22 protein-coding genes, 3 tRNA genes and 1 pseudogene are annotated in these 23,052 nt (G+C 60.9%); 12 read left to right on the top strand and 14 right to left on the bottom strand.

What is annotated here, in order from left to right; all coding sequences use genetic code 11:
* Positions 1-60: 60 nt before the first annotated feature.
* Together lnt and JK213_RS04630 are read left to right on the top strand one after the other, a co-directional pair.
* Positions 61-1,575, top strand: a complete 1,515-nt coding sequence (gene lnt / locus JK213_RS04625; protein ID WP_194261211.1) for an apolipoprotein N-acyltransferase — start codon at positions 61-63, stop codon at positions 1,573-1,575.
* 155 nt (positions 1,576-1,730) lie between these two features.
* Positions 1,731-2,213 carry a helix-turn-helix transcriptional regulator gene (locus tag JK213_RS04630; protein ID WP_235993316.1) on the top strand — a complete coding sequence of 161 codons (483 nt, stop codon included), beginning with the start codon at positions 1,731-1,733 and terminating at the stop codon, positions 2,211-2,213.
* 11 nt (positions 2,214-2,224) lie between these two features.
* On the opposite strand, the gene JK213_RS04635 is transcribed toward JK213_RS04630, so the two are convergent.
* On the bottom strand, positions 2,225-2,887 hold the full coding sequence (locus JK213_RS04635; protein ID WP_194261213.1) for a tyrosine-protein phosphatase: 663 nt from the start codon (positions 2,885-2,887) through the stop codon (positions 2,225-2,227).
* Here JK213_RS04635 and JK213_RS04640 point away from each other — a divergent pair.
* Positions 2,886-3,362, top strand: a complete 477-nt coding sequence (locus tag JK213_RS04640) for a hypothetical protein (RefSeq protein WP_228125302.1) — start codon at positions 2,886-2,888, stop codon at positions 3,360-3,362. The genes JK213_RS04635 and JK213_RS04640 overlap by 2 nt on opposite strands.
* A 100-nt stretch (positions 3,363-3,462) precedes the next feature.
* Positions 3,463-5,031 (top strand): globin-coupled sensor protein, encoded by a 1,569-nt coding sequence (locus JK213_RS04645; protein ID WP_194261214.1) that lies wholly within the window; start codon positions 3,463-3,465, stop codon positions 5,029-5,031.
* A gap of 2 nt (positions 5,032-5,033) precedes the next feature.
* Here JK213_RS04645 and JK213_RS04650 read toward each other — a convergent pair whose 3' ends face one another.
* The 4 genes and pseudogenes from JK213_RS04650 to JK213_RS16165 form a co-directional block, all read right to left on the bottom strand.
* Positions 5,034-5,213, bottom strand: a complete 180-nt coding sequence (locus tag JK213_RS04650; RefSeq protein WP_194261215.1) for a Trm112 family protein — start codon at positions 5,211-5,213, stop codon at positions 5,034-5,036.
* 2 nt (positions 5,214-5,215) lie between these two features.
* A complete protein-coding gene (locus JK213_RS04655; protein WP_194261216.1) occupies positions 5,216-5,902 on the bottom strand; it encodes an LON peptidase substrate-binding domain-containing protein in 687 nt (228 codons plus the stop codon).
* Positions 5,903-5,906: 4 nt separating this feature from the next.
* Positions 5,907-6,437 carry a tetratricopeptide repeat protein gene (locus JK213_RS16160; protein ID WP_408872059.1) on the bottom strand — a complete coding sequence of 177 codons (531 nt, stop codon included), beginning with the start codon at positions 6,435-6,437 and terminating at the stop codon, positions 5,907-5,909.
* 39 nt (positions 6,438-6,476) lie between these two features.
* Positions 6,477-6,860: pseudogene (locus JK213_RS16165) on the bottom strand (thioredoxin family protein); the annotation flags it as partial.
* Between the two features lie 171 nt (positions 6,861-7,031).
* Between JK213_RS16165 and JK213_RS04665 the strand changes: the two are divergent.
* Positions 7,032-7,106, top strand: a tRNA-Gly gene (locus JK213_RS04665).
* A 125-nt stretch (positions 7,107-7,231) separates the two neighbouring features.
* Positions 7,232-7,306: transfer RNA gene (locus tag JK213_RS04670), tRNA-Gly, on the top strand.
* A 178-nt stretch (positions 7,307-7,484) separates the two neighbouring features.
* Here JK213_RS04670 and JK213_RS04675 read toward each other — a convergent pair.
* The 4 genes from JK213_RS04675 to JK213_RS04690 all read right to left on the bottom strand — a co-directional run bounded on the left by JK213_RS04675 (position 7,485) and on the right by JK213_RS04690 (position 12,706).
* Entirely contained in the window at positions 7,485-9,071 is a 1,587-nt protein-coding gene (locus JK213_RS04675; protein WP_194261218.1) for a carbohydrate porin, read from the bottom strand.
* A gap of 222 nt (positions 9,072-9,293) precedes the next feature.
* On the bottom strand, positions 9,294-9,815 hold the full coding sequence (gene ppa / locus JK213_RS04680) for an inorganic diphosphatase (protein ID WP_062030065.1): 522 nt from the start codon (positions 9,813-9,815) through the stop codon (positions 9,294-9,296).
* Positions 9,816-9,989: 174 nt separating this feature from the next.
* Positions 9,990-10,391, bottom strand: a complete 402-nt coding sequence (adhS, locus tag JK213_RS04685) for an alcohol dehydrogenase subunit III (protein ID WP_011252329.1) — start codon at positions 10,389-10,391, stop codon at positions 9,990-9,992.
* Between the two features lie 146 nt (positions 10,392-10,537).
* Complete coding sequence (locus JK213_RS04690) at positions 10,538-12,706, bottom strand: FUSC family protein (RefSeq protein ID WP_194261343.1); 2,169 nt, start codon at positions 12,704-12,706, stop codon at positions 10,538-10,540.
* Between the two features lie 218 nt (positions 12,707-12,924).
* Between JK213_RS04690 and JK213_RS04695 the strand changes: the two genes are divergently transcribed.
* The 4 genes from JK213_RS04695 (at position 12,925) to JK213_RS04710 (ending at position 15,784) form a co-directional block, all read left to right on the top strand.
* Positions 12,925-12,998: transfer RNA gene (locus JK213_RS04695), tRNA-Ile, on the top strand.
* Positions 12,999-13,076: 78 nt separating this feature from the next.
* Positions 13,077-14,756 (top strand): energy-dependent translational throttle protein EttA, encoded by a 1,680-nt coding sequence (gene ettA / locus JK213_RS04700; protein ID WP_141350458.1) that lies wholly within the window; start codon positions 13,077-13,079, stop codon positions 14,754-14,756.
* Positions 14,757-14,831: 75 nt separating this feature from the next.
* Positions 14,832-15,329, top strand: a complete 498-nt coding sequence (locus tag JK213_RS04705) for a GNAT family N-acetyltransferase (protein WP_194261219.1) — start codon at positions 14,832-14,834, stop codon at positions 15,327-15,329.
* Between the two features lie 122 nt (positions 15,330-15,451).
* Positions 15,452-15,784, top strand: coding sequence for a pilus assembly protein N-terminal domain-containing protein (locus tag JK213_RS04710; RefSeq protein ID WP_194261344.1), 333 nt, complete (start codon positions 15,452-15,454; stop codon positions 15,782-15,784).
* Positions 15,785-15,831: 47 nt separating this feature from the next.
* Here JK213_RS04710 and JK213_RS04715 read toward each other — a convergent pair whose 3' ends face one another.
* Both JK213_RS04715 and JK213_RS04720 read right to left on the bottom strand, forming a co-directional pair.
* Complete coding sequence (locus tag JK213_RS04715) at positions 15,832-16,425, bottom strand: phospholipid-binding protein MlaC (protein WP_194261220.1); 594 nt, start codon at positions 16,423-16,425, stop codon at positions 15,832-15,834.
* Positions 16,426-16,435: 10 nt separating this feature from the next.
* Positions 16,436-17,254, bottom strand: coding sequence for a VacJ family lipoprotein (locus JK213_RS04720; protein WP_194261221.1), 819 nt, complete (start codon positions 17,252-17,254; stop codon positions 16,436-16,438).
* Between the two features lie 316 nt (positions 17,255-17,570).
* Between JK213_RS04720 and JK213_RS04725 the strand changes: the two genes are divergently transcribed.
* Positions 17,571-18,731: an aldose epimerase family protein gene (locus JK213_RS04725; protein WP_194261222.1), complete on the top strand. Its 1,161-nt coding sequence runs from the start codon at positions 17,571-17,573 to the stop codon at positions 18,729-18,731.
* Between the two features lie 44 nt (positions 18,732-18,775).
* On the opposite strand, the gene cysE is transcribed toward JK213_RS04725, so the two are convergent.
* Genes cysE through JK213_RS04740 form a run of 3 tightly spaced genes read right to left on the bottom strand, consistent with a single transcriptional unit; the run spans position 18,776 to position 21,501 of the window.
* On the bottom strand, positions 18,776-19,555 hold the full coding sequence (gene cysE, locus JK213_RS04730) for a serine O-acetyltransferase (protein ID WP_408869883.1): 780 nt from the start codon (positions 19,553-19,555) through the stop codon (positions 18,776-18,778).
* A complete protein-coding gene (locus tag JK213_RS04735; RefSeq protein ID WP_194261223.1) occupies positions 19,552-20,769 on the bottom strand; it encodes a UbiH/UbiF/VisC/COQ6 family ubiquinone biosynthesis hydroxylase in 1,218 nt (405 codons plus the stop codon). Before JK213_RS04735 ends, cysE begins: the two co-directional genes overlap by 4 nt.
* 54 nt (positions 20,770-20,823) lie before the next feature.
* The gene (locus tag JK213_RS04740; RefSeq protein WP_194261224.1) at positions 20,824-21,501 is read right to left on the bottom strand and encodes a hypothetical protein; all 678 of its coding nucleotides are present in this window, start codon (positions 21,499-21,501) and stop codon (positions 20,824-20,826) included.
* Positions 21,502-21,768: 267 nt separating this feature from the next.
* On the opposite strand from JK213_RS04740, the gene JK213_RS04745 reads away from it, so the two are divergent.
* Positions 21,769-22,992, top strand: a complete 1,224-nt coding sequence (locus JK213_RS04745; RefSeq protein ID WP_194261225.1) for a mechanosensitive ion channel family protein — start codon at positions 21,769-21,771, stop codon at positions 22,990-22,992.
* Positions 22,993-23,052: the final 60 nt, after the last annotated feature.

The following is a 23,052-nucleotide window of genomic DNA, read 5'->3' on the forward strand; positions in this document are numbered from 1 at the left end:
GGATCTTCAGGGTCCGGCTGTTTTCTATTTCAGCCCCTTCGTCAGCCGGACGGTTTTCCCATGATTTCGACGCTCCCTGTCCGCGGCTGGCGGCTCGCCGGACTGATGCTGCTTGCCGGAGCACTCGCAGCCCTGTCCCTGCCTCCGGTCCATTTCCTGTTCCTGCTGCCCGTGGGGCTGATGGTCCTGTATCGCGTGTCGGAGGATGCGCGGTCGTGGAAGCAGGCGGCATGGTGTGGCTTCCTGTTCGGCATGGGCTTCCACACCGTCGGGCTCTACTGGCTGACGAACGCAATTCTGACGCGTGTTCACGAATTCTGGTGGGTCGTGCCGTTCGCGTCCCCCGGCGTCGCCCTGCTGATCGCCCCGTTCATTTGTGTTCCGGCCGTGTTGTGCCGCGTAGTGCCGCCCGGCTGGCGACGGGTGCTGATGTTCGCGGGAAGCTGGACCGTCATGGATATGGGGCGCGTCTTCATGTTCTCGGGGTTTCCGTGGAACCCGCTCGGCAGCGACCTTGAACTACCGGGCCTCGCTGGAGACGTCCTGATTCAGCCCGCCGCCGTTCTAGGTGTGGATGGGCTATCGCTGGCCCTCGTGCTCGGCTCACTTGCGCTGTTTCGCGGCAGACGTGCAGCGTTGGCGGTACTGGCCGTCTGCGTGCTCTGGGTCGGTGCGGGCGCATGGCGACTGTCCACTGCAACGCCCCTGAACATCACCAATCCCCGGGCCGTTCTGGTGCAGGGCAACGTGCCGGAAGCGGAAGTCATCAGCCATGCGGATGCGGTCGGCAATTTCCGCCGCTATCTGAGTCTGACGGCTCAGGGCGTACAGAAAGCCTATGCGCAGGGCGGTCGGTCGCCCGTGGTGATCTGGCCGGAATCCGGCTTTCCCGGCCTTCTGGACGAAGATACGCTGGCCCGACAGATGATTGCCCGTGCGGCAGACGGTGCCCCGGCTCTGGTTGGCTCGGACCGCCAGTCCGGCAAGGACTGGTTCAACAGCCTGATCGCGGTTGCTCCCGATGGCAGCATTGCGGCGATTTATGACAAGAGCCGTTTGGTGCCGTTCGGCGAATACCAGCCCTGGATTCTGCCGTTTAACGTGCTGCCCGGTGTTCTGACGCCGGGGCCGGGTCTGAAGACATGGGATCTGCCGGGTCTGGGGCGCGTGGGGCCGATGGTCTGCTATGAAATCATTTTCTCTGGCTCCGTCACGGCCCGCAACGACCGCCCGGACTGGCTGGTGACGATTTCAAATGACGCCTGGTACGGCAACAGCGCCGGCCCGCGCCAGCATCTCGCTACGGGGCGGATGCGAGCCGTGGAGGAAGGGCTTCCGGTCGTGTTTGCCAACAATACCGGAATTTCCGCCATTTATGATGCGACCGGACATGAAACTGCCCGTCTGGGCTGGGGGCTGGCCGATGTTCTGGTCAGCGATATTCCATCGCCACTTCCCCCGACATTTTTCTCCCGCTTCGGGCGCGCGACGCCCCTCACGCTTGCGATCCTGTGCATGATTCTGGCCCTGTTTCCTGCGATTCACAGGCGACATAGAACGACACAAAAAGGTTAACATTGACAAGCTGTTGTAGTTTTATTAACCATCAGGACGTGCCAGAAAAACAGTCCTCTTCCTCGGATCGTACTCGCTCCGAAACCCGCAGTTCCGCTGCGGCCGGGCCTGTAGACGCCCATGTCGGCAACCGGATCAGGCTGCGCCGTACCCTCATGGGGTTGTCGCAGGAAAAGCTGGGCGAGGCGCTGGGCCTGACTTTCCAGCAGATCCAGAAGTACGAACGGGGCGCCAACCGCGTCGGCGCCAGCCGTCTTTACGATCTGGCGCAGATTCTGGACGTGCCGGTCGGCTTCTTTTTCGATGATATGCGGGAGGCTCAGGAATCCCGGACCTTTGCGTCGCGGCCTTTCCCTGAAACCTCCCGGCCTTTCACCCCTGTTTTTGGTCAGTCCCAGCCTTTCAAGGGACCGGTTACGGGGTTTGCCGAAACTCAGGCCGCATTTGGCGATCGTCCGGCCCGAAGCGCTGCATCGCCCCGCCTGTTCGATCTGCCGGTGGACGAGGCCGCCCTGTTCAGCCGCCGCGAGACGGTCGAGCTGGTGCGGGCCTATTACCGCATCCCGGACCCTGCGGTCCGTAAACGGATGCTGGACCTGATCCGCTCCCTCGGCGCGGCAGATCCGAAAGCGGACTGAACGCCGGGCCTTTATTCCCGACGCAGAATGCTGTCATTGACGAAAGACGCCAGCTTGCCAGCCTTGAAGTCGGCGCGCAGACGGTCCTCGTCATACTCGTTCCGCACCCAGTCCATGAACGGTAGACGTCCCTCGGCTTCCTTCTGATAGCGCAGGAAAAACGCATCCAGAATCCCGGTTCGGGAACGGTTGAAATGTCCGAACCGCCAGTGCAACTGCCCCAGAGCGTCCTGAGCCGTGCCGCCTTCGAACATCAGTACCAGTCCGGATGCCAGACCCGCGCGGTCCGCGCCGGATTTGCAGTGCATGAGCATCGGAAAAGCCAGCGTCTGATACATGTCGTAAAACCGCAGGATACGGTCACGATGCGGGGCGCCCCGGCTTTCGAATGCCATGTCGAGATGCGTCAGCCCCAGTTTTGCGCTAGCCCCGCGTGACAGCGCATCGGAGCCGCATTTGCGATGTCCACGCAGGTTCACGAGCGTCTTCAGATGCAGTCGCCGCTTCAGGCTCCGCAGCCGCGCGGGCGTCGGATGGTTGCAGCGCCAGACCTTGCCCGACACGACGGGGGCAAGATTGGTCCAGCCGAGCCGGAAGATGGAATGGTCCACGAACAGACTGTCCCACCAGGCGCGCCGCCGTGTGGCAGGGGTCGTGATCCGGCCTTCGAACATGGTAAATGCATCCTTGCTGGACAGGCCGCTGATCGCGGCGGGAACGCGCTGTGTCCCATCCCGCAAAGGGATGCGTCAACCGCTGAAAAGTGCTATATTGCCTGTCATGCGTTTCGTCTCTTCCCTCTTTATGCTGTCGTTTCTTGCCATGACAGGCTGCGGCTCCATGCTCAGCGGGCCATCCCCGGACATGGCCCCCCTTCCGCCGCCGGGTGCAGGCCCGGGTCACGGATCGCATGCTCATGGCAGCGCCCGTCACCGTCAGGGAAGCGGCGTGTCCTATGCCGATGACGCTCCGGTCATGCCCATGCCGCCGGGTGCGGAAAGTCCTGCACCGTCCTCCCATGAGACCGACAGCGGGCCATCCTCTGGCGGCATGTCCTTCGGCGGCCAGGGTGGCAGCGTCGATATCGCACCGCATCCGGCAACGCCGGATACCGAAGTGTCTTACGGTAAAAACAATACGCCCAACTGACCGGAGATCTGTCGGGGTTTCTTCATGATTGCGTAACACTTGGCGTGTTAGGGGCTTTGGCTTGAACATGCGCCAAATCCACGCTCTGGAGACTCCGATTATGACTGAGCAGGTCAAGGCAGATATTGCCGAACGACTGCTTTTTCTTGGCATCGGCGCGGCTGAGAAAGCCCATCTGGCCAGAATCCGCCCACAGGCCCTGAGCGTTCTGGGATCTGCGCTGGACCATTTTTATGGCCGGATTCTTAAAACTCCGGCCCTGAACAAGTTTTTTTCCAGCGAGCAGCACCGCAATGGCGCGCGCAGCCAACAGGAAAAGCACTGGAAGCAGATCCTCCAGGGCGAGTTCGGCGCCGATTATGTTGCGAGCACGCGTGCAATCGGGAACACGCATGCCCGGATCGGCCTCAAACCCCAATGGTATGTCGGCGGTTATGCCCTCCTGATCGAAGGCATGGTGACGGAACTGCTCCGCCAGCACTGGCCCCAGCCGCGCCGCAGCGTTCTGGATCGTCTTCTGCGCCGTCCGGCCAAAGGAACCTCCGCTGAGGAAGCGGCTTCCCAGATCGGGCTTCTGATCCGCTGCGGCCTCCTCGATATGGAACTCGGGCTGGAAACCTACACCCAGAATCTGGACGTGCAGGAACGGTCGCGGGCGGAAAACGAGCGCATTCAGAGCCTCGCAGCCCTGTCGGATGCGCTGGCCGATGCACTGGATCGCATGGCAGGCGGTGATCTGGTTCAGCAGATCGATCCGTCGTTGGAAAACGGCTCAAGCCGGATGAGCGGTGCGTTTCATCGCGCCTGCGAAGGGCTCGGACGGATCGTTCATGCCGTTCGCGAGACCTCGGGGGCTGTGGAACAGAGAGCCCGCGAAATCAGTGGCTCTACGGAAGACATCACCGGCCGTATCGCCGAGCAGGTCGATGCGTTGGCGGCTGTCGCGCGTAATATTGCGGAACTGACGTCTTCGGTGAAGGCCGTGGCCGACGAAGCCCGTCAGGCCGATACGACCGTGGCCGATTGCTGTCAGGAAACCGAACAGGGCCGTGAAATCGTCGGCAAGACCGTCGAGGCGATGGCCAAGATTTCCTCATCCTCCAACCGGATCGTCCAGATCATCGGCGTCATCGACGAAATCGCGTTCCAGACCAATCTTCTGGCGCTCAATGCGGGTGTGGAAGCCGCCCATGCCGGGGATGCAGGGCGTGGTTTTGCCGTCGTCGCGCAGGAAATCCGGGCGCTGGCGCAGCGCTCCGCCACGGCAGCCAAGGAAATCAAGTCACTGATCGCCAGCAGTATGCAGGATGTGCAGCGCGGTGTGCAGATGGTCGACGAAACCGGTACGGCCCTCGGCAACATCAGCACGTCGGTTGAGCGTCTGGGAACGGCTGTGGGGCAAATCGCCTCGGGCGCTGAAGCGCAGGCCCAGCGCATCATGGATATCAACGCCAGCACAACGCAGCTTGAGGGCGTGACCAAGAGCAACGCCGCGATTGTCCATCAGACCAGCAGCGCCAGCCAGAAACTGGTCGGCGACGCCGGGGAGCTGACGCGCGTCGTGCGGAACTTCAAGGTCCGCAAAGCCCAGTCCCGCCCGTCACAACGAGGAGGACTACCCTCCGCGCCAAAAATGCCGTCCCAGAACGGCATCCGGGAAAAAGCCTGACTTCAGGTCTCGATCGAACGGGCTTCGTCAGCCAGCATGACCGGAATCCCGTCCCGGATCGGGAAGGCGAGCTTGGCCCGGGGGCTGATGAGCTCCTGGGTCTCACGGTCATAGGTCAGCGGCCCCTTGGTCAGAGGACAGACCAGAAGGGAGAGGAGGCGGGGATCGAGTTCAGTCGTCATGACTATTCCATGCCCCTCTCAAGCAGATCCAGCAAGAGCCCGGCGCGTTCGTCCAGTGTCATGGCTTCCAGCAGGGACTGCTTTTCCACCGGCGTGAACGGCACGAGCATCGGCAGGACAACCAGCAGCGTCTCATCGTCCATATCCTCGATCAGCGGCCAACTTGCCTGAAGGTCGCGGGACTCGAGATAGGTTTTCAGCCCCTCCAGCAGCAGATCGCGATTGATCGGCATCGGATCTTCCTCGACCAGATCGGCGGCGAATGGGGTGGCATCAATGATGCCTTCGCGCCATCCGTGCTCGGTCGGGGTTTCGCGGATTAGACGGAAGCGGGAAATTCCGAGCAGGGTGACGGTGAAGGTGCCATCCGTATGTTCAGCAAATTCCGTGATGCGGCCCAGGGTTCCTGTCCGGTAGAGCAGGGGGTGCTCGTCCGTATCAGGGTCCATGAGGGGCTGGATGACGCCGATCATCCTGCGTCCGGCCAGCGCATCTTCCAGAAGCGCTACATAGGGCGCTTCAAAGACCAGCAGCGGCAAATGACCGCCGGGCAGCAGCAACGCGCCTGACAACGGAAACAGGCCGACGCGGGGCGGAATATCGGCCAGCGTCAGTTCCGTCAGGGGCGGAGCGCGTCGGGCGGGCTCGTTCGATACGTCGTCAGGCGGGAGATCGGGGGTTTCGGTCATCGGCTCACGAGAACAGAAGGGAAGAGAGTTTGCGTCTTGCGGCCAGCGTATCAGGATCCGTATGTCCCCACGCCTCAAAAAAGCGCAGAAGCTCGGTTTTTGCTGCGCCATCGTTCCAGTCCCGGTCGGTACGGAGAATGTCTAGCAGTGTATCGGCGGCCTGTGCCCGCTGACCGGCTCCGTTAAGGGCGGCGGCCAGTTTGATGCGCAGATCGAAATCATCGGGTGCCGCGGCGCTCTGCTGACGTAGCGTGTCGAGTTCCGAGGCGGCTTTGGTGCCTTCTACATGCAACGCCAGCGCGGCGCGGGCGCCTGTGATTTCCGGATGGGTGTCCAGTTTGGTCGGAGCCTGCGAGGAGGCATCTTCGGCGGCTTCCGGCTCGTTCAGGGCAATGAGCGCACGGATCATGCCACCCCAGCCTTCGGGGCTTTCCGGTTCTGCTTCCAGAAGCTGCGAGAACAGACCGGCCGCCTGATCCGCATGGCCATCTGACAGCGCCTGACGGGCGGCTGTCAGAATTTCCGTGGCGGGCATGACATCTCCGGCCAGTTTGAGCAGGGACTCCACAAAGCGGCGGATTTCGCTTTCCGGCTGGGCACCTTGAAAAAGGTCCAGCACCTGCCCTTTCCAGAACGCCACCACGACGGGAATGGACTGAAGCGGCAGTCCAAGTTGTTCGAGCTGTGCGGCGAGGGCCTTGTTGGCTTCCACGTCCACTTTGACGAGTTTGACTCGTCCTCCGGCCGCGCGGACGATTTTTTCCAGAACGGGCGTCAGCTGTCTGCATGGGCCGCACCACGGCGCCCAGAAATCGACCAGAACCGGAATCGTGCTGCTGGCGTCGACCACGTCCGCCATGAAGCTGGACTGATCGGCGTCGATGATGGTGGCGGTTGCGCCTGCCGGGGGTGTTTTGGGGGATTGGCCGATAATGTGTTCGTCGAATGTGCTGCTCATGGGGGCGGGGACCGTTCGCTGGGAAAACAAGTTCCCTGAAAGATCGGATGTGTGTGCCTGTGGTGCAAGTCCACACCCTGTCGGAGAGGGCGGGAAGCAGATATTGCATCAGAATCGAAAAATCCCTCTTGCGCGGTTCTGCTGATTCAGCCATAAGCCCCTCCACGGAGTGCGGGTGTAGCTCAGGGGTAGAGCACAACCTTGCCAAGGTTGGGGTCGTGGGTTCGAATCCCATCACCCGCTCCAATGAAAAAAAGGCACCTTCGGGTGCCTTTTTTCGTTTCTGCACTCTGTCGCCAAAGTGGTGTTGGGATGGCCTCTTCTTCTCTTGCGCCGGGGCTCTGATTCGGCCATAAGCCCCTCCACGGAGTGCGGGCGTAGCTCAGGGGTAGAGCACAACCTTGCCAAGGTTGGGGTCGTGGGTTCGAATCCCATCGCCCGCTCCAGAAAAAATCCAGCATATTGAAGTGATCAACCAGTCCCTTCCGCGGTGCGGGCGGGGAATTTCCGCTGCATTTTCGAACACTGTTCGAAACTCAGGATGGTCTGGAAAAACGCCGTGCGGGCAGGCGGTTTATCCGGGAAGCCGTCTGTTGAGATCGTGCTTCCCGGACGAAGTGTTGTTCAGAAGAACTGGATGTGGCTTTTGAAGCCAAGCATTGCGGCGTCCTTGAGGGCTTTCTGTGCGCCCGGACGGAAATAGTACTGGAAGTCAGGCGCGAAGGTGACGCCGCGCATCACATGGATGCGGTATGTGGCTTCCAGAACTTCGCCAAATGTCTGGGGCGTCAGGGAGCCTGCCATGAGCGGCACACCGTACAGGGCCTGAAGCCGTTCCGTTGCGGTCGCGTTCTTGGAAACGCGGACATAGGAGAAGTTGATACCGATCGTATCCAGCGGGCGTGAGGCCCAGAATCCGGTATCGATCAGGCCCGCGAAATATTGCTGGCCACGAAGCTGGGTGCGCGGGCTGTTGGCGTACATGCCGCCCAGCAGGATCAGGCCAGCATCGGCATTGCCCTTGACGTGATGGCGCAACACCATCTGATCGGCCAGAACCCAGGCAGACCATGAATAGTTCACTGTCCGGGCGGGCAGGCCGCTGATGACATAGGGCTGCCCGTTCATGTCATAGTAGTTGTCCTTGTGGGGCGCGTTGTCGATGGCGTAACCAACTTTGTAGTGACCGGGCAGCTTGTCTTTGCCGAACAGCGGTTCCCACCCGGCTTCGACCGGGATTGCTTCGCCATGGATGTCTCCGCCGTTGAACTTGAAGCCCGTGCGATACTGCGCGTTGCCGTAAATCCCGGCCTGCGCGAAATAGACACCGGTCTGAATGTAGGTGCTGACGGTTGGCCGGGTCCGGGCGCGGAAGGCCCAGCCCGCATCCGGGTAGGATGAATGGGTCGTGTTGTCTGACGATGCTTTCGGGTTTCCGCAGAACGCATTGTTCTGGAAGGTGCAATACAGCGGATTGGACGAGAAATCGTTCAGGAACGGGATACGCCCAGCCGCAAGGTCCACGCGGCCCTTGGCGATTGTCTCTTCGGCATAGGCATAGACGAGATGGACGACCACGTTGCCGCCTGCGCCGTAGATTTCGGAGCTGGGGTTGAGGTTATCGCCAAACATGCGGCTGCCGGGGATACCGTACCGGCCCACGACAAGTGCATGGGTCGAGAAGCCGCGGACATTGGCGAGCTTTTCCCAGTCGATATCGTTCTCAAGGCTGTACTGGCCAGCGTTGCTGCTGCCCTGTTTCAGACCATAGCCCGGTGTCGGGCTGGTGATGGCGCCGGAAAACTCGTTGGTGGTGTCCATCGTTAACGCGATGCCACGGTCGCGCAGCCAGGTATTCCAGCCGAACGGGTTCGTCAGAAGAGCTTCGGGTTTTGGAAGGGGAGGAACCCATTCATTGCCGAAATAGATCTGGTTCAGAGGCGTGTTGACTCGCTCGCTGGGGAGTTCCGAGTTTTCGGACGGCCAGATGACGGGCGGAATTCCCTGCTGCGGGGCTGTGACCTTGATCTGTGTGACTTTTGCGTCCGGGCTATAGGCCTGAAAGGTCGAGAGCGTCCGGTCTGAAGCGGATCCCGTGCTGGGTGTTGAGGAGGTCCCTGAGGTGTTCTGGGTCCCAGCACTCTGGGCCATGACGCAGGACGGAAGAATTGTGGCCAGGCAGAAGGCTGCGTGGAGATGAACTCGAGACAATCCGCTGATTCCTTGGAAAAGCAGGTTAGCATCTCGGAGGTAACATATATTTACCGGTAAAGAACATAATATAATGTTACTTGTATCATAAATTCCCACAAATATATGTGATATCGAACAAAACCCCCTGCCTCCGGGGGAAGCAGGGGGTTTTGAAAACGTACCCGTCAGGGTGTCCGTCGGGGGCACGCTATGGGCGTTCCTCCGACGGAAGCCGGGGGCTTACTTGGCGGCGGCGACCGAAGCCATGATGACTTCGCCTGCGGCGGCCTTGTCAGCCCAGCCCGTGACCTTGACCCACTTGTTGGGTTCCAGATCCTTGTAGCGCTCGAAGAAATGCGTGATCGCCTTCTTCGTGATTTCCGGCAGGTCGTCCACGGAATGGACGTTCGTGAACTGCGGGTGGACCTTGTCGTGCGGGACGCAGATGATCTTTTCGTCCTGTCCGCTTTCGTCTTCCATCTTCAGCATGCCGATCGGGCGCGCACGGATCACGGCACCCGGCACGACGGCGGACGGCGTCAGGACAAGAGCGTCAGCCGGATCGCCATCGGCGGCCAGCGTGCCCGGAATGAAGCCGTAAGCAGCCGGATAGGCCATCGGCGTGAAGAGGAAACGGTCAACGACGAGGGCGCCACTGTCCTTGTCCACTTCGTACTTCACCTGCGATCCCTGCGGGATTTCGATGACGACGTTGATGTCGTTGGGCAGGTCTTTGCCGGGCGAGATCTTGGAAACGTCCATGATGTTCATGTCCTGAACTGTTTGGAGAGGCGGGGATATTACCGGCGCCTGTGGCCCGTGCCCAGAGCGGAAAGGAGGGAAGTCCGGTCTGATGGCGGGAAGCGGGCATAAAAAAACTCCCCGTGCCGTGGGGCAGGGGAGTTTTTGCGAAAATCCGGGTCCTGCGGGCAGGGCTCAGAGCATCGGCTGTGCGGCCTTGACGGCGGCGTGACAGGCGGCGCGGCGGTCGTCTTCATTCGTGTAGGCCACGAGGTAGAAGCGCTTGCCGTTGCTGTCGAAGTAACCGGCGGTGCCGAGCGCGTAGTCGAAATTGCCGACCGTCTGTTCGGTGGCCTTGTACTTCTCGCTCAGCCCGTAAAGAACCGGGTTGCCTTCGTCATAGGACACATACTGCTGTTCGACGCAGTAGTTCATGATGCCAGCGAGGTTGGCGGGCGAGACGCCCGTGAAGTCCTTGCCGGGCGTACCCTGAACGGCCGGCGGGGGCGGGGGGGACTGTTCCTGTGCCATGGCGGCCTGGGAAGCCAGACCGAGCCCGAGGGCGAGGCCGAGGACGGGCACGATACGACGAAACATCACGGTATCCTTAGTTCTGAAACCCAGTAGGTCTTAAACCTGTCGTCCGCGGTATCCCGCGGCTGAAAACGAACAATTCCCCCGTTTCCCGGAAAAGGGAAGTGTGTTTCAGAACATTTCTTCGTGATCGGTTCGTGAGGATTGTGTCAGCCAGTCGATTCCAGTTCCTCGGAGCGGACGGACGGATCGAGGTACGGGCTGTTCGCGTCGAAGAAAACGCGGTTCGTGTCCAGCTCCGTGGCGATAACGTCCAGACTGGTCAGGGCGGCGATCAGGATGAAGCGTTCGCGGGGGCGGGACTCGTTGCGCTCGCATGTCCGCAGATGCAGGATTGCGAGCTTTGTCGCCCGTAGGGTGCGGCCGTAATGGCCGTGATAGCGTCCGCTGAAATGGCTCATGCGCCCCATGACGAGGGAAAGCGCCTTGCTGGCCTCCCCGACAAGCCGCGTATCGCGGCGGATGGCCTGAAGGCGCAGAAGATTGAGCATGACGCGCATGCCCGACAGAATTCCTGTCAGATAGGCCTGAATAACGGGCGAGGGGGTTGAGCCCGAATTGGTCATGAGCCGCACGAAGCGGTCCACATTACGCGAGACCACGCTGTCCACTGTTTCCCGTGCGCTACCATCCGCGATCCGATGTAGGTCACGCAGGATGTTCTCGCGCATGGTCCAGCGTTGATGGGCGGGGTCGTAGGGCAGAAAAACGCGATACATCCACGAGGCGTAGAGCAGGCCCAGAACGAGCGGCATGGCCGTGTTGAAATAGGTAATTTCGTCGGTTTTGGCCTGATTGGACGGGCCGATCAGAATGGGCAGGAACAGGTTGTACGATACGGCCGGGAGGGTCAGGGGCGGGTAGGCAAAGGCCAGTCCACCGATCATCATCGCAAGGCCCGACCACATGCCCAGCATTTCAAACGTCGTCGATTTGCCCATCAGGGCCAGATTGAGGATGCCCGCTGCGACGACCGCACAGCAGGCTCCGCGCAGGAACGCCTGCGTGGCCAGCGCGGGGCGCTCCAGTGTCGAGAATAGGCTGCACACGATGCAGACGAACATGATGAAGGTCAGCCCGCTGGGCCAGGCGGTGCAGATCCAGATCAGCCCTGCTCCGAAGACCGTGACGGATGAGCGCAGGCTATTGGTAATGGCCTGCTGCCAGTCGCGGTAGGAGCGGATCGGCGCATGGAAATGGTCGTGCGCTTCGGGGTGTCGGCTGGCTTCGAACTGGCTTAACGCCATGCGGAGTGCGTCGATCAGTTCGACGAGGGCCTGCTGAAGCATGCCGTGGCGAAGGACGGCTTCGCGCGCGGCATCGTCCGGCTGAGCGGTGTTGAAATCAATCACCACCTTCTGGCGGCACTGACGGCGCAGGGCCAGCAGATCGGCCAGAAGGACGCTCATAGTCTCCGTCCCTTCCAGCCGGGCGGGGAGTTTGAGAAACACGTCCCGGATGGCCTCGGCTTCCTGATGGAACATGTCGTCCTGACTGAGCGGCAGGCGCATGAGGGTCGCCAGATCGAGGGCGCGGGCGAGGAGGACGGCGATATCCGCCAGCGCCGCGCGGGCATGGTCTCCGGCATGATCGCGGCGGCCAAGCTCGACTTCCGCGAACTCCACCTGATCGCCGAGCGTCGTGATCTGGGTGAAGATACCCTGCACGTTCTGCATTGCCCCCTCCTTGCCGATCAGGATGTCCGCGATGGCGGTCAGGGCGGGTTTGAGCGTGTCTTCAAACGTGCTGGCAAGCTGGTGGCGCGTGCGTTTGGTCAGGCCGAGCTGAAACAGTCCGGAAATCGAGGCTTCGAGCACGATGCCCAGCAGAATGTAGGTGGCGCGCGCCATGGCGATGGCGAAGATGTGGTGCGGGTCCGCGATGCCGTCGAGGGAGACGATGGCGTAGGTGAAGCCCGAGGCCCGCATACCGTGGATGCGGTAGTTCGTCATCGATGCCGGACCGGGCATGAATGTGCCGATCATGCAGAACGCGCCGATTCCGCCTGCCAGCAGGAGAATGAACATCAGAGGCGACTGCGGAAAGGAAGCGACCAGTATGATTCCGCTGATGACGCCGACCACCATGCCGAACAGGTGCCATTTGGCTTTCGCAAGGCTGCGTCCGCGTGTGCCCTGTGCCACCATCCAGACGGTCAGCGCGGCCCATTGCGGGCTGCCAAGCTCCATCCGCAGCGCGATTCCGAGTGCGAGCAGCGAGGTGAACGTCGTCCGGAGCGCATATCCGGCCATGACCGGATCGGGAGCGTAGAGCCAGCGCAGTTTGCGGATAAGCGCGACCGGCCCGGTCTGTATCATGTCTGCGGAGTACTGCTGGGTATTTTCGCGATATTTGCAGGCATCGGACATCCCTTCGGGCAATACGGACCAGTGAGGCCATCTCGCAACGGCAGCAAAGGTCGCCTGAACGGCCTTTAGGGAACGGGAAGGCGTGACACACTAACTTAAAAAGACACATTCCACCATGTCAGCCCTTGCAAAAAGACCCGAGTTGGGCGATTGCGGACTGCACCCGCGCGCCTGTAGCTCAATTGGTTAGAGCCGGCCGCTCATAACGGCTTGGTTGGGGGTTCGAGTCCCTCCGGGCGCACGGTGTGCCGATCTGATCTGCGTGGAACGGATGTGTTCCGCGTCTTCCCCGCCCATCCACCGATTGAGGAGACCTCCCATGGCCGCCTACCAGTACGTCTATGTCATGAAGGACCTTACGAAGGCCTATCCGGGTGGGCGCGAAGTCTTCAAGGGCATCACGCTGTCCTTCCTGCCGGGTGTGAAGATCGGTGTGCTGGGTGTGAACGGCGCGGGTAAGTCCACGCTGCTCAAGGTCATGGCGGGCATTGAAAAGGAATATGGCGGCGAGGCCTGGGCCGCCGAGGGCGTCCGCATTGGCTATCTCGAACAGGAGCCCAAGCTCGACGAGAGCATGACGGTTGGCGAGAATGTTGCGCAGGGCTTCGGGGACCTGAAAAAGGCCGTGGACCGCTTCAACGAGATTTCGATGAAGTTCGCCGAGCCGATGTCGGACGACGAAATGACCGCGCTGCTCGCCGAGCAGGCCGATCTTCAGGAAAAGATCGACGCTGGCGACGGCTGGGAACTGGATCGCAAGCTGGAAATCGCGCTCGATGCGCTGCGTTGCCCGCCCGCCGACAGTCCGGTCACGAAGCTTTCGGGTGGTGAACGCCGCCGCGTGGCGCTGTGCCGCCTGCTGCTCGAAAAGCCCGATATCCTGCTGCTTGACGAACCGACCAACCATCTCGACGCCGAAAGCGTGAGCTGGCTCGAAAAGACGCTGCGGGACTATCAGGGCACCGTCATGGTCATCACCCATGACCGTTACTTCCTTGATAACGTCACGAACTGGATTCTCGAACTCGAGCGTGGCCGTGGCTATCCGTTCGAAGGCAATTACTCCTCCTGGCTCGTTCAGAAGCGCAAGCGTCTGGCGCAGGAAGAGAAGGAAGAAAGCTCCCGTCAGCGTGCTCTTGCTGCCGAGCAGGAATGGATTTCCAGCTCGCCCAAGGCCCGTCAGGCCAAGAGCAAGGCGCGTATCACGAAGTATGAGGAAATGCTGGCCGCCAATGCTGAAAAGGCAGGCGGCACGGCGGATATCGTAATTACGCCGGGCCCGCGTCTGGGTGGCACGGTTATTGAAGCCGAAAATCTCAGCAAGGGCTTTGGCGATCGTCTGCTGATCGACAATCTCAGCTTCAAGCTGCCGCCGGGTGGCATCGTGGGCGTGATCGGACCGAACGGTGCAGGTAAGTCCACGCTGTTCAAAATGATCACGGGCGATGATGCGCCGGATGGCGGGTCGCTCAAGATCGGCGAGACGGTGAAGCTGGGATACGTCGATCAGTCCCGCAACACGCTCGATGACAACAAGACGGTCTGGGAAGAAATTTCCGGCGGTACGGACGTCATCCAGCTTGGCAAGCGTACGGTGCCATCGCGGGCCTATGTGGGCGCGTTCAACTTCAAGGGGGCGGACCAGCAGAAGCGCGTGGGCATTCTGTCGGGTGGTGAGCGCAACCGCGTCCATCTTGCCAAGATGCTCAAGCAGGACAGTAACGTCATCCTGCTCGACGAACCGACCAACGATCTTGACGTCGATACGCTGCGTGCCCTCGAAGACGCTCTGGCGGAATTTGCCGGTTGCGCCGTGATCATCACCCATGACCGCTGGTTCCTTGACCGTCTGGCCACGCATATCCTTGCGTTCGAGGGTGACAGCCATGTCGAGTGGTTCGAGGGCAACTTCCAGGACTACGAAGCCGACAAGCGCCGTCGTCTGGGCCCGGACGCCACCGAACCCGGCCGCATCAAATACCGCCCGCTGGCCCGCTGATCCGGCGTTTTCCGTTCAGCGGACGGGGTGATCCTGTCCGCTGAAGGTTTCTGCTGATGGTCTGGGGAGAGCTGCGTGCTGGGGCGTGAAATCCGAACCGCCCGTCTTGTCCTGACTCCGGTCAACTGGCCGGATCTAGAAGACATGATCAAGCTCAAGGGCGATGCCGGTGCCTTTGCCAAAATGTTGGGCGGCGTACGCAACCGGACCATGACCGAACAGGAAATGGCGGAAGACGTCAGTTTCTGGGCACGGTGCGGTGTGGGGATCTTTGCGATCCGCGAAAATGGCCGTTTTGTCGGCATTACCGGTGTTCACGAGCGCCCTGACGGGCGTGGTCTGGGCCTGAGATTTTCCATTTTTCCATGGGCTGCCGGGCGCGGCATTGCCCGCGAAGCCGCGGCCGCGGCCCTGCGCTATGTGCTGGATACGGGCGAAAAGCGCATCGTGGCCGTGGCCAGGGAAGACAATCTGGCCTCCCGCACGGTTCTGGGTAGTCTGGGACTGCGTCATACGGCCACTTTCGACCGCGATGGCGATACGATGTTTCTCTACGAAATCACGGCGGACTGACAAACCTGCACCGATTTTTCCGGACGGCCAAAGCGGCCGTTGTGTTTTCAGATGCTCCTGCCTATCCATAACAAATCGAAAAATTTTGTTACAATTGGGGCAGGAGTTTTGTCGTGAGATTTATGAGTGTCTGCACACGAGGTCTGGGACTTGTCGTTCTGATTTTTGCTTCTCAGGCCTCTGCCGAGATCTCAAAGCCCGTTGAGAGCGTGGTCAATGGCGTGCATATCATGGACCGGACCATCACGCTTCAGGCAGGTGCGAGCGAGATTGTGGCGCTTCCCCCAAACGTCCAGTCAGCCTCGACGCCGCTTCCGGATATTCTGAGTATCAATCTCGTGTCCCATCAGGTCGCGGAAATCATGGGACGACGGGAAGGGCGGACAGACGTCCTGTTTACAGGTCGGGATACGATCTATCGTTATCATGTCACGGTGCAGCGCCCCGTGCGCTGAGCCGCACCGGCAGGACCGGCCCGTGTCGGGCGGCCCTGCCTGATGTCTTACTTGTGGGCTGAGAGCTGTCGTTCGAGAGCGGCGTTCAGGGCGTCGACGTCGCCGTTATGGCGCGCGAGATAGGAGCTGTAGTCGCCGCGCTGGTTCATGCGCAGGCTGGCACCTTCGCCATACATGTCCATGACCTTGGGCGGGTTACCGCCGATGACCAGCTGCATGTTGACTTCCGGCTGGCCCGGACGGTCGATCAGCGCATTGACGCGTTCGCCTTCGGGCGTGGTCGTTGTGGATGTGACGCGGAAGCTCACGCCCTGATAGCTGCCGATCTGGTCCGTGATGGTGTTGACCAGAACCTGATCGAACAGGGAGAGGTACTTGTCACGCTGGGCCTGCGTTGCGGTCCGCCAGTATTTGCCGAGGCAGTAGCGGCCAATCCCGGCGATATCGACATTCTCTTTAAGCAGCGGAAGGACTTCCTTCTTCTTCTGCTCAAGCGGCTCTTTGGAGTTGACCACGCCTGCCAGACGGCCCCCGAAAGAGTTTACGAAGTCCGTCGCCGGGTTGGCGTGTGCGGCTCCGGTGGCGACGGCGAGGGAGACAACGGCCCCGAGAATGGTGCGGCGCGAAAATACGTTGAACATGTCGTTGTCCTCAGTTGTACCAGTCGGGGGTCGTGGCGCGGTCGTCGTTCTTGATCGTGTCGATCTGGCTCTGGCGGTTCTGCTGCCATGCACTCCGGATATAGGAGTACGGGTCCAGACTGTCCTGTTCGACATGGTCGATCTGGTCGATGGAGCTGGCATAGCCTTCCATGGTCCCGGCCACGTTGTAAGCCCAGTTGAAGGTTAGCAGATCATAGCCGCGCGGCACATAGTTGATCGGCGTCAGGCCCTGACCGATGCCGTAACCGGCACCATCACGGAAATTGGACGGGCCGACAAACGGGATGAACAGGTAAGGCCCGCTCGCCACGCCCCAGGTGCCCATTGTCAGGCCCGGATCGGTTTCATGCTGGTTGTAGCCGACCAGCCCTGCGACATCGAAGAAACCGCCAACGCCTGCGCTCATGTTGATTGCAAAGCGCATGAAGGCATCGCCTGCGCGGCGCGGCTTGCCTGCGCCGACGTCGGAGAAAAACACCGCAGGCTCGCGCCAGGTTTCGTTGATGTTCGCAATGGAGTGACGCACGGGCTTGGGAATGGCCCAGATCCATGCCTTGCCGACCGGACGCAGGACCTTGTGATAGGCCCACATCTGGACGTTGTACATCTTGCGGTTCAGGGGCTCGTAGGGGTCGTTCGCGGCCTTGTAGTCCGCAAGATCGTCCGGATCTGTCGGGGGAGGGTTGCGCAGTGAGCCACAGGCGCCCAGTGCCAGCAGGGCGAGCGTACCTGCGAGAGCTCTGCTGCGACGTGACACACGGCGTGAGCGCGTCTCCCGGATTGCGTTGTCGTCCTGCCGAAAGTCCATAACCATCCCCAAAATACCCTTCCCGGCCCAGTGCTCACGAAGAAGTCACCGGAAAACGGAAATTTTCGTAATCCGTTCCCTGAAGGACTCCATGAACCCCGATCGGCCACGCGCCATCCGTCGCGGAAAACTGCGGAGGGGCGTAGTCATAACGTATCCTCCGATAGCGTGCATCCCTGTATGTCTGCAAATGCTGCTCGTTTGAAGAGGCCAGATGCTTTAACGATCCAGATGCTTTCTGGCTGCTTTCCGGGCTTTGACCCCTCGGGATTTTTGGGATCAGTGTGGCCTCAACTCAACACCCGGGAGGTTTTCAATGTCCAGATTCTTCGGCTCGAAGGGTACGTTTCTCGCCACTGTCGCAGCTTTGGCCCTGAGCGCCGGTGTGGCGCAGGCGCACCCTACCGTGGCCAATCAGCCCTGGGGCAGCACGCCGGATGGCAAGCCCGTGCGGATCGTGACCCTGAAGAACGGTCTCGGTACCACGGCCCGTATCATCACCTATGGCGGCATTATCCAGTCCGTCGAGACGCCGGACCGCGAAGGACATGTTCAGGACGTGGTTCTCGGGTTCGACAATCTGAAGGGCTATACGGTCGACAGCGCGAAGGGTGGTCTGTTCTTCGGCGCCATCATCGGTCGTTACGCGAACCGTCTCGCCGGCGGCAGCTTTCCCGTGGACGGCAAGATCTATCATACGGACGTGACCGCCCCGCCGAATGCGTTGCATGGCGGCAAGAAGGGCTTCGACAAGAACGTCTGGACGATAGAGAAGACCGGCACCAACGACAATGGCGCGTATGTGACGCTCAAGCTGGTCAGCCCGGACGGTGATCAGGGCTTTCCGGGCAAGCTGACGACGCATGTGACCTATACGCTGGGCACGGACAACGCCCTGTCGCTGCATTATGTTGCCACGACTGACGCGCCGACGGTTCTGAACCTGACGAATCACAGCTACTGGAACCTGAACGGCGAGGGTTCGGGCTCCATTGAGCCGGAAATTCTTCAGATCAACGCCGATGGCTTCACGCCGACCGACGCAACGTCGATCCCGACTGGCCAGATCGCGCCTGTCGCCGGGACGCCGCTTGATTTCAGCAAGCCGACCGTCATCGGCGATCGTCTGCGCAGCAACGACCAGCAGATGATGTATGCGCGTGGTTATGACATGAACTGGGTCGTCAACGGGCCGTCTGGTCAGGCGCCGCGTCTGGCGGGCAAGGTCTATGATCCGCGTTCGGGCCGCAGCATGGAAATCCTGACGAACCAGCCGGGGCTTCAGGTCTATACGTCCAACTCGCTGGATGGTGGTTATGCCGGGGTGTCCGGTCATGCCTATCGTCAGGGCGACGCGATTGCGTTCGAGGCCGAGCATTATCCCGACAGCCCGAATCACCCGTCTTTCCCGACGACTGAACTCAAGCCGGGCCAGACGTTCGATTACACGACGATTTTCAAGTTCTCGAACAAGTAAGAGACATCAGGGTCCGGGGCGCAGGCTCCGGACCCTGACTGCTTTTATGCCGGGCGAGGAGTGGTGCCCACGATCCGTGCCGGATTGCCGACGGCGGTGGAATAGGCCGGGATATCTTCAAGCACCACCGAAGCCGCGCCGATCCGCGCATATTCCCCGATGACGAGGCGACCGAGGATTCTGGCGCCTGCGCCGATCATGGCCCCGCGTCGCACGATGGGGTGACGGTTGCCGCTCAGCTTACCCGTGCCGCCCAGCGTGACATCCTGAAACAGCGAGACGTCATCTTCGACGATGCAGGTTTCGCCAATGACGATGCCTGTTCCGTGGTCGATGCTCAGCCGACGCCCCAGACGGGCCGCGGGGTGAATGTCGATGGCGAAAAGCTCGTTGATCCGGCTCTGGAAATGATGGGCCAGATGCTGACGGCCCCGCGTCCAGAGATGATGCGAGATCCGGTAGGCCTGAAGCGCCTGCCATCCCTTGAAGAACAGGAAGGGCGTGACGAGGTCCGGGCAGGCCGGGTCGCGGTCATAGGTCGCGAGAATATCGGCGGCGGCCGCTTCGGCGATGTCGGGATCGGCGCTCAGGATTGAAGCGACGAGCCGGGTGATGCTTGTCGCCGGGATGGAGCGGTCCGCGAGTTTAGTGCCCAGCAGGGAGGCCAGCGCGGATGCAAAATCCGGGTGGTCTCCGATATTGGTGGAAAACACGTCCTGAATCAGCGGATCGTGGCAACTGCAGGCCTGCGACTGCATGTCGTGCCAGAAGGCTGTGAGGTCCGATGTTCTTTCGAAGGGCGTTTCGATGATGGCTTCCGTCATACGCCCATGGCCTTTCGGACGAAGGCCCGGCGCAGGGCGGGGAAGCGCTGAACGCCTGCGATACCGATATCGCGCAGGCGGCGCAGGACCGGATTGTCGTTGCCGAACAGACGTTCGAGCGCATCCGTAGCGGCCAGCATCGCCATGTTGCCGGGACGGGTGTTGCGCTGATAGCGGACGAGAAGCTCGCGGCTTCCCATGTCCTTGCGTGTGCGATGCGCCTCGATCAGCAGGTCTGCGAGCGAAATCACGTCCCGGAAGCCGATATTCAGACCTTGCCCTGCGATCGGATGGATGCCGTGCGCGGCGTCACCCGCCAGAGCGAGGCGCGGGCCGATATAGCTGTGGGCGTACTGTGCCGAGAGCGGATAGATCCAGCGACGACCGGTCGGGGTGATCTCGCCCAGATCCTCGTCCGCCATGCGGGCCTTGATTTCGCGGGCGAAAATCTCGTCCGGCAGATCATGGAAGCGCTGGGCTCGGCCTTCGCCTTCGGCCCAGACGATGGCGGAACGGTGCGGGTGTTCGGCGGTGCCGGGCATGGGCAGGCGCGCAAACGGGCCTTCCGGCAGAAAATGTTCGAGCGCCACGCCATGATGCGGCTTTTCATGCGCGATCGTCGCGACGATACCGTACTCGTTATACGGAATCTTGGTCAGGCCGATCCGCGCCTGACGGCGAAGCGGTGAACGGCGTCCTTCCGCAGCGACGGCCAGCTTCGCCGTCACGGTGTTGCCCGACGCCAGACGGATGGAGACATGATCGGGGTGGAACGTGAAGGTTCCCAGATCCGGCGCATGCACATCAAGCGTGTCGTACTGCTTAAGCGTCTGGTTGATCGCCAGACGCAGATCCCGCGCCTCGACCATCCAGCCGAAGCTCTGGCCTTCGGGAGCGTCTTCCGGGCCGAAATGCAAGGTCAGCGGGGAGGGTGCCTCATGCGGGCGTCCGTCCGACACGCAGATTTCGTGGATCGGCTGGGCCACATTGGGCAGATTGTCCCAGATGCCTGCGTCCGCGAGCATCCGGCGGGAGCCTTCCGCGATGGCATAGGCCCGCCCGTCCAGAGCGGGATCTTCCATGCCGGGCAGGGCATTGCGGTCGATGAGCAGGACGCGCACGCCCTCTGCCGCCAGACGACACGCCAGCGTAGCGCCCACAGGGCCGGCGCCGTTGATGCAGAGGTCGTAATGGGTTTTTTTCATCGTACTCATCTCCCTGCCCCTGTCCTACTCCTGCGAGGGTTCGAGCGGAAGGGGGCGCTTTCCTTATGGAGGGCAGCGGGCGAGACGCATCTGAAGCAGGGTGAGGGCAGCCTGATGGAAACTGCGTTCGGGGTGTTCCCGGCAGTACTGGGCAAGAAAGGTTTGATCCTCGCGCACCACTTCGGCGTTTAGATCAAGTGTCATAACGCTTTTTCCGTCCTGGTGGCGGGCGGCGTTAACGGCCGTTACTACCCCGAGATACCAGTTGTAGAATATGACGCTTTTGGGGGATGCCGCGTCGGTGATGGCCTGTGTGAAATCCGCGCAGGACCGCGCCCCTGCGCCGTAAACCATGGGTCGCGGAAGGTCCGCAGGCGCTTTCTCGTCGACCACGACCTTGCCGTTCGGGTCCAGATCGTAGCGTTCGCCATTGTCGCCAACGACAACCGCCTTGAGGCGACGGCTGATCTGGACCATTTTGGCCATCTGCTGTTCATCGGGATATTTGCAGCTGATGGCGTTTCCTGCCCAGTAGAACAATGTGTCTTCCGGCTTTTTGGAGGCGGTGGGATGATTGAGCCATTCCGCGTCCTGTGTCGGATATTTCTTTGGCTGGCTCGATACAGCGAACTGGAGTTCGTCATCCTTCTGGATGACGTCGAACCACTCTTCCAGCAACAGGGGGGTGCCGGGCCTACCAGACCAGATGGGGTTGCGCGTAATCTCTAGATTGTACCCCATGGAGGCATCCTTGAATTGCTGAACTATAACGTTCAAGACAGACTGAAAACGGATCTGCGGTCCATAGTCAAAATGTCTTCTTTATGTGAAAAATGGGTGTTGTGGTCCTCCGTGTGAGGATTCTGTGCTTTCACGGAAGGGAATTCGACAGGCACGCTCCTGAATGATTTCAATCCGCGTACGCGATTCGGGAACGATCTGCAGCGGATGATGTTGTCTTGCGGAGACCCGCGCCAGACAGCAAGAAGATAAGGAACCGCAGAACGCATGATTGAAAACTCTTACGTCAGGTCCATCAGACGGATCGGGCATCTGCTGGACTGGCTTCCGGCTCCGCTGGGCTCGATTCTGATTCTGGTGTTCGCGGCGGGTATCGCGCTGCTGTCCAGCCGCATCATTACGGATGCCCTCCCGCGGCTGCCGGGGCTGCGGCGTGTCCAGTTCATTCATGCCATTATTGCGCGGCTGCGGGCGCCTATCCGCAATGGCCTGATGATCATTGCCGCCAGTGCCGCCCTTCAGGCCACGATCGGTTTTACGGATGCAACGACCTCGTTTCTGGAACAGGTCTTCATCTGCCTTTTCATTCTCAATCTTGGCTTTGGCATCATCCGGACGTTCCGCCTGCTGACAGATCAGTATCTGACGCGGATCAGCGCCAAGGAGCATATGGATGATATCTCGGTCCGCTCGCACCAGACGCAGATCCGAGTTCTGCGCCGCCTGATCGAGATTTCTTTCGGTGTGCTGACAGTCGCGTCCTCGTTGATGGTGTTTCACTCGGTGCAGAAATTCGGCGTGTCGCTGTTTGCGTCTGCTGGTGCGGCATCCCTGATCGTCGGTCTGTCGGCCCGTCCGGCCCTGACGAACCTGATCGCGGGCATCCAGATTGCCGTCACCCAGCCCATCCGCATGGAGGACATGCTGATCCTCAACGGAGACTGGGCGTGGGTGGAAGAAATCAACGCGACCTATGTTGTTCTGCGGACGTGGGATCGCCGCCGCTATATCGTGCCGATCTCGTATTTCCTTGAAAATCCGTTCCAGAACTGGACGCACAGTTCGCCGTCCCTGATCGCCTCCTTGTTTCTGTGGCTGGACTACCAGACGCCGGTTGATCGCCTGCGGGAGATGTATTTCGAGGAACTGGCCAAATGCCCGGACTGGGATCAGGACAAGACCTCCATCGGCTGTCAGATCGCGGACAGTAATGCGCAGGTCATGTCTATCCGTCTGATCGCAGGGGCACCCGATGCGGATTCGATGTGGAATCTGGCCTGCGACATTCGCGAGCGCATGTTGCGTCGCCTGCGTCTGGAAATGCCGGAATGTCTGCCGCGTGGTCGCACGGCCATCGTCTCGGGTGCGCCGGATCAGAACGCCTGGCCGGATGCTCTGGTTGCGCCGCCAGTCAACCGGCCGCAGGATGGTCCCTATCGCGGCCCCGATATGCCGGGCTCGCCACCCGCCGCAATGCCCGGACGTGCCTGAGGCGAAGCGTTCAGGCAACGCGTCATGGGAATTTCAACACCAACGGCATGATCAGGCTGC

The sequence above is a fragment of the Gluconobacter sp. Dm-44 genome (assembly GCF_018256175.1).
Classification (GTDB): Bacteria; Pseudomonadota; Alphaproteobacteria; order Acetobacterales; family Acetobacteraceae; genus Gluconobacter; species Gluconobacter cadivus.

Excerpts from the sequence above, each read along its gene's own strand:
- JK213_RS04635 (WP_194261213.1), bottom strand. The coding sequence starts at position 2,887 with ATGTTCGAAGGCCGGATCACGACCCCTGCCACACGGCGGCGCGCCTGG.
- JK213_RS04735 (WP_194261223.1), bottom strand. The coding sequence starts at position 20,769 with ATGAGTACGATGAAAAAAACCCATTACGACCTCTGCATCAACGGCGCC.
- JK213_RS04725 (WP_194261222.1), top strand. The coding sequence starts at position 17,571 with ATGTCCAGATTCTTCGGCTCGAAGGGTACGTTTCTCGCCACTGTCGCA.
- JK213_RS04645 (WP_194261214.1), top strand. The coding sequence starts at position 3,463 with ATGACTGAGCAGGTCAAGGCAGATATTGCCGAACGACTGCTTTTTCTT.
- JK213_RS04650 (WP_194261215.1), bottom strand. The coding sequence starts at position 5,213 with ATGACGACTGAACTCGATCCCCGCCTCCTCTCCCTTCTGGTCTGTCCT.
- JK213_RS04630 (WP_235993316.1), top strand. The coding sequence starts at position 1,731 with ATGGGGTTGTCGCAGGAAAAGCTGGGCGAGGCGCTGGGCCTGACTTTC.
- adhS (WP_011252329.1), bottom strand. The coding sequence starts at position 10,391 with ATGTTTCGTCGTATCGTGCCCGTCCTCGGCCTCGCCCTCGGGCTCGGT.
- JK213_RS04720 (WP_194261221.1), bottom strand. The coding sequence starts at position 17,254 with ATGGACTTTCGGCAGGACGACAACGCAATCCGGGAGACGCGCTCACGC.
- JK213_RS04745 (WP_194261225.1), top strand. The coding sequence starts at position 21,769 with ATGATTGAAAACTCTTACGTCAGGTCCATCAGACGGATCGGGCATCTG.
- JK213_RS04715 (WP_194261220.1), bottom strand. The coding sequence starts at position 16,425 with ATGTTCAACGTATTTTCGCGCCGCACCATTCTCGGGGCCGTTGTCTCC.
- JK213_RS04710 (WP_194261344.1), top strand. The coding sequence starts at position 15,452 with ATGAGTGTCTGCACACGAGGTCTGGGACTTGTCGTTCTGATTTTTGCT.
- JK213_RS04740 (WP_194261224.1), bottom strand. The coding sequence starts at position 21,501 with ATGGGGTACAATCTAGAGATTACGCGCAACCCCATCTGGTCTGGTAGG.
- ppa (WP_062030065.1), bottom strand. The coding sequence starts at position 9,815 with ATGGACGTTTCCAAGATCTCGCCCGGCAAAGACCTGCCCAACGACATC.
- lnt (WP_194261211.1), top strand. The coding sequence starts at position 61 with ATGATTTCGACGCTCCCTGTCCGCGGCTGGCGGCTCGCCGGACTGATG.
- ettA (WP_141350458.1), top strand. The coding sequence starts at position 13,077 with ATGGCCGCCTACCAGTACGTCTATGTCATGAAGGACCTTACGAAGGCC.
- JK213_RS16160 (WP_408872059.1), bottom strand. The coding sequence starts at position 6,437 with ATGCCCGCCACGGAAATTCTGACAGCCGCCCGTCAGGCGCTGTCAGAT.
- cysE (WP_408869883.1), bottom strand. The coding sequence starts at position 19,555 with ATGACGGAAGCCATCATCGAAACGCCCTTCGAAAGAACATCGGACCTC.
- JK213_RS04640 (WP_228125302.1), top strand. The coding sequence starts at position 2,886 with ATGGTAAATGCATCCTTGCTGGACAGGCCGCTGATCGCGGCGGGAACG.
- JK213_RS04655 (WP_194261216.1), bottom strand. The coding sequence starts at position 5,902 with ATGACCGAAACCCCCGATCTCCCGCCTGACGACGTATCGAACGAGCCC.
- JK213_RS04690 (WP_194261343.1), bottom strand. The coding sequence starts at position 12,706 with ATGATACAGACCGGGCCGGTCGCGCTTATCCGCAAACTGCGCTGGCTC.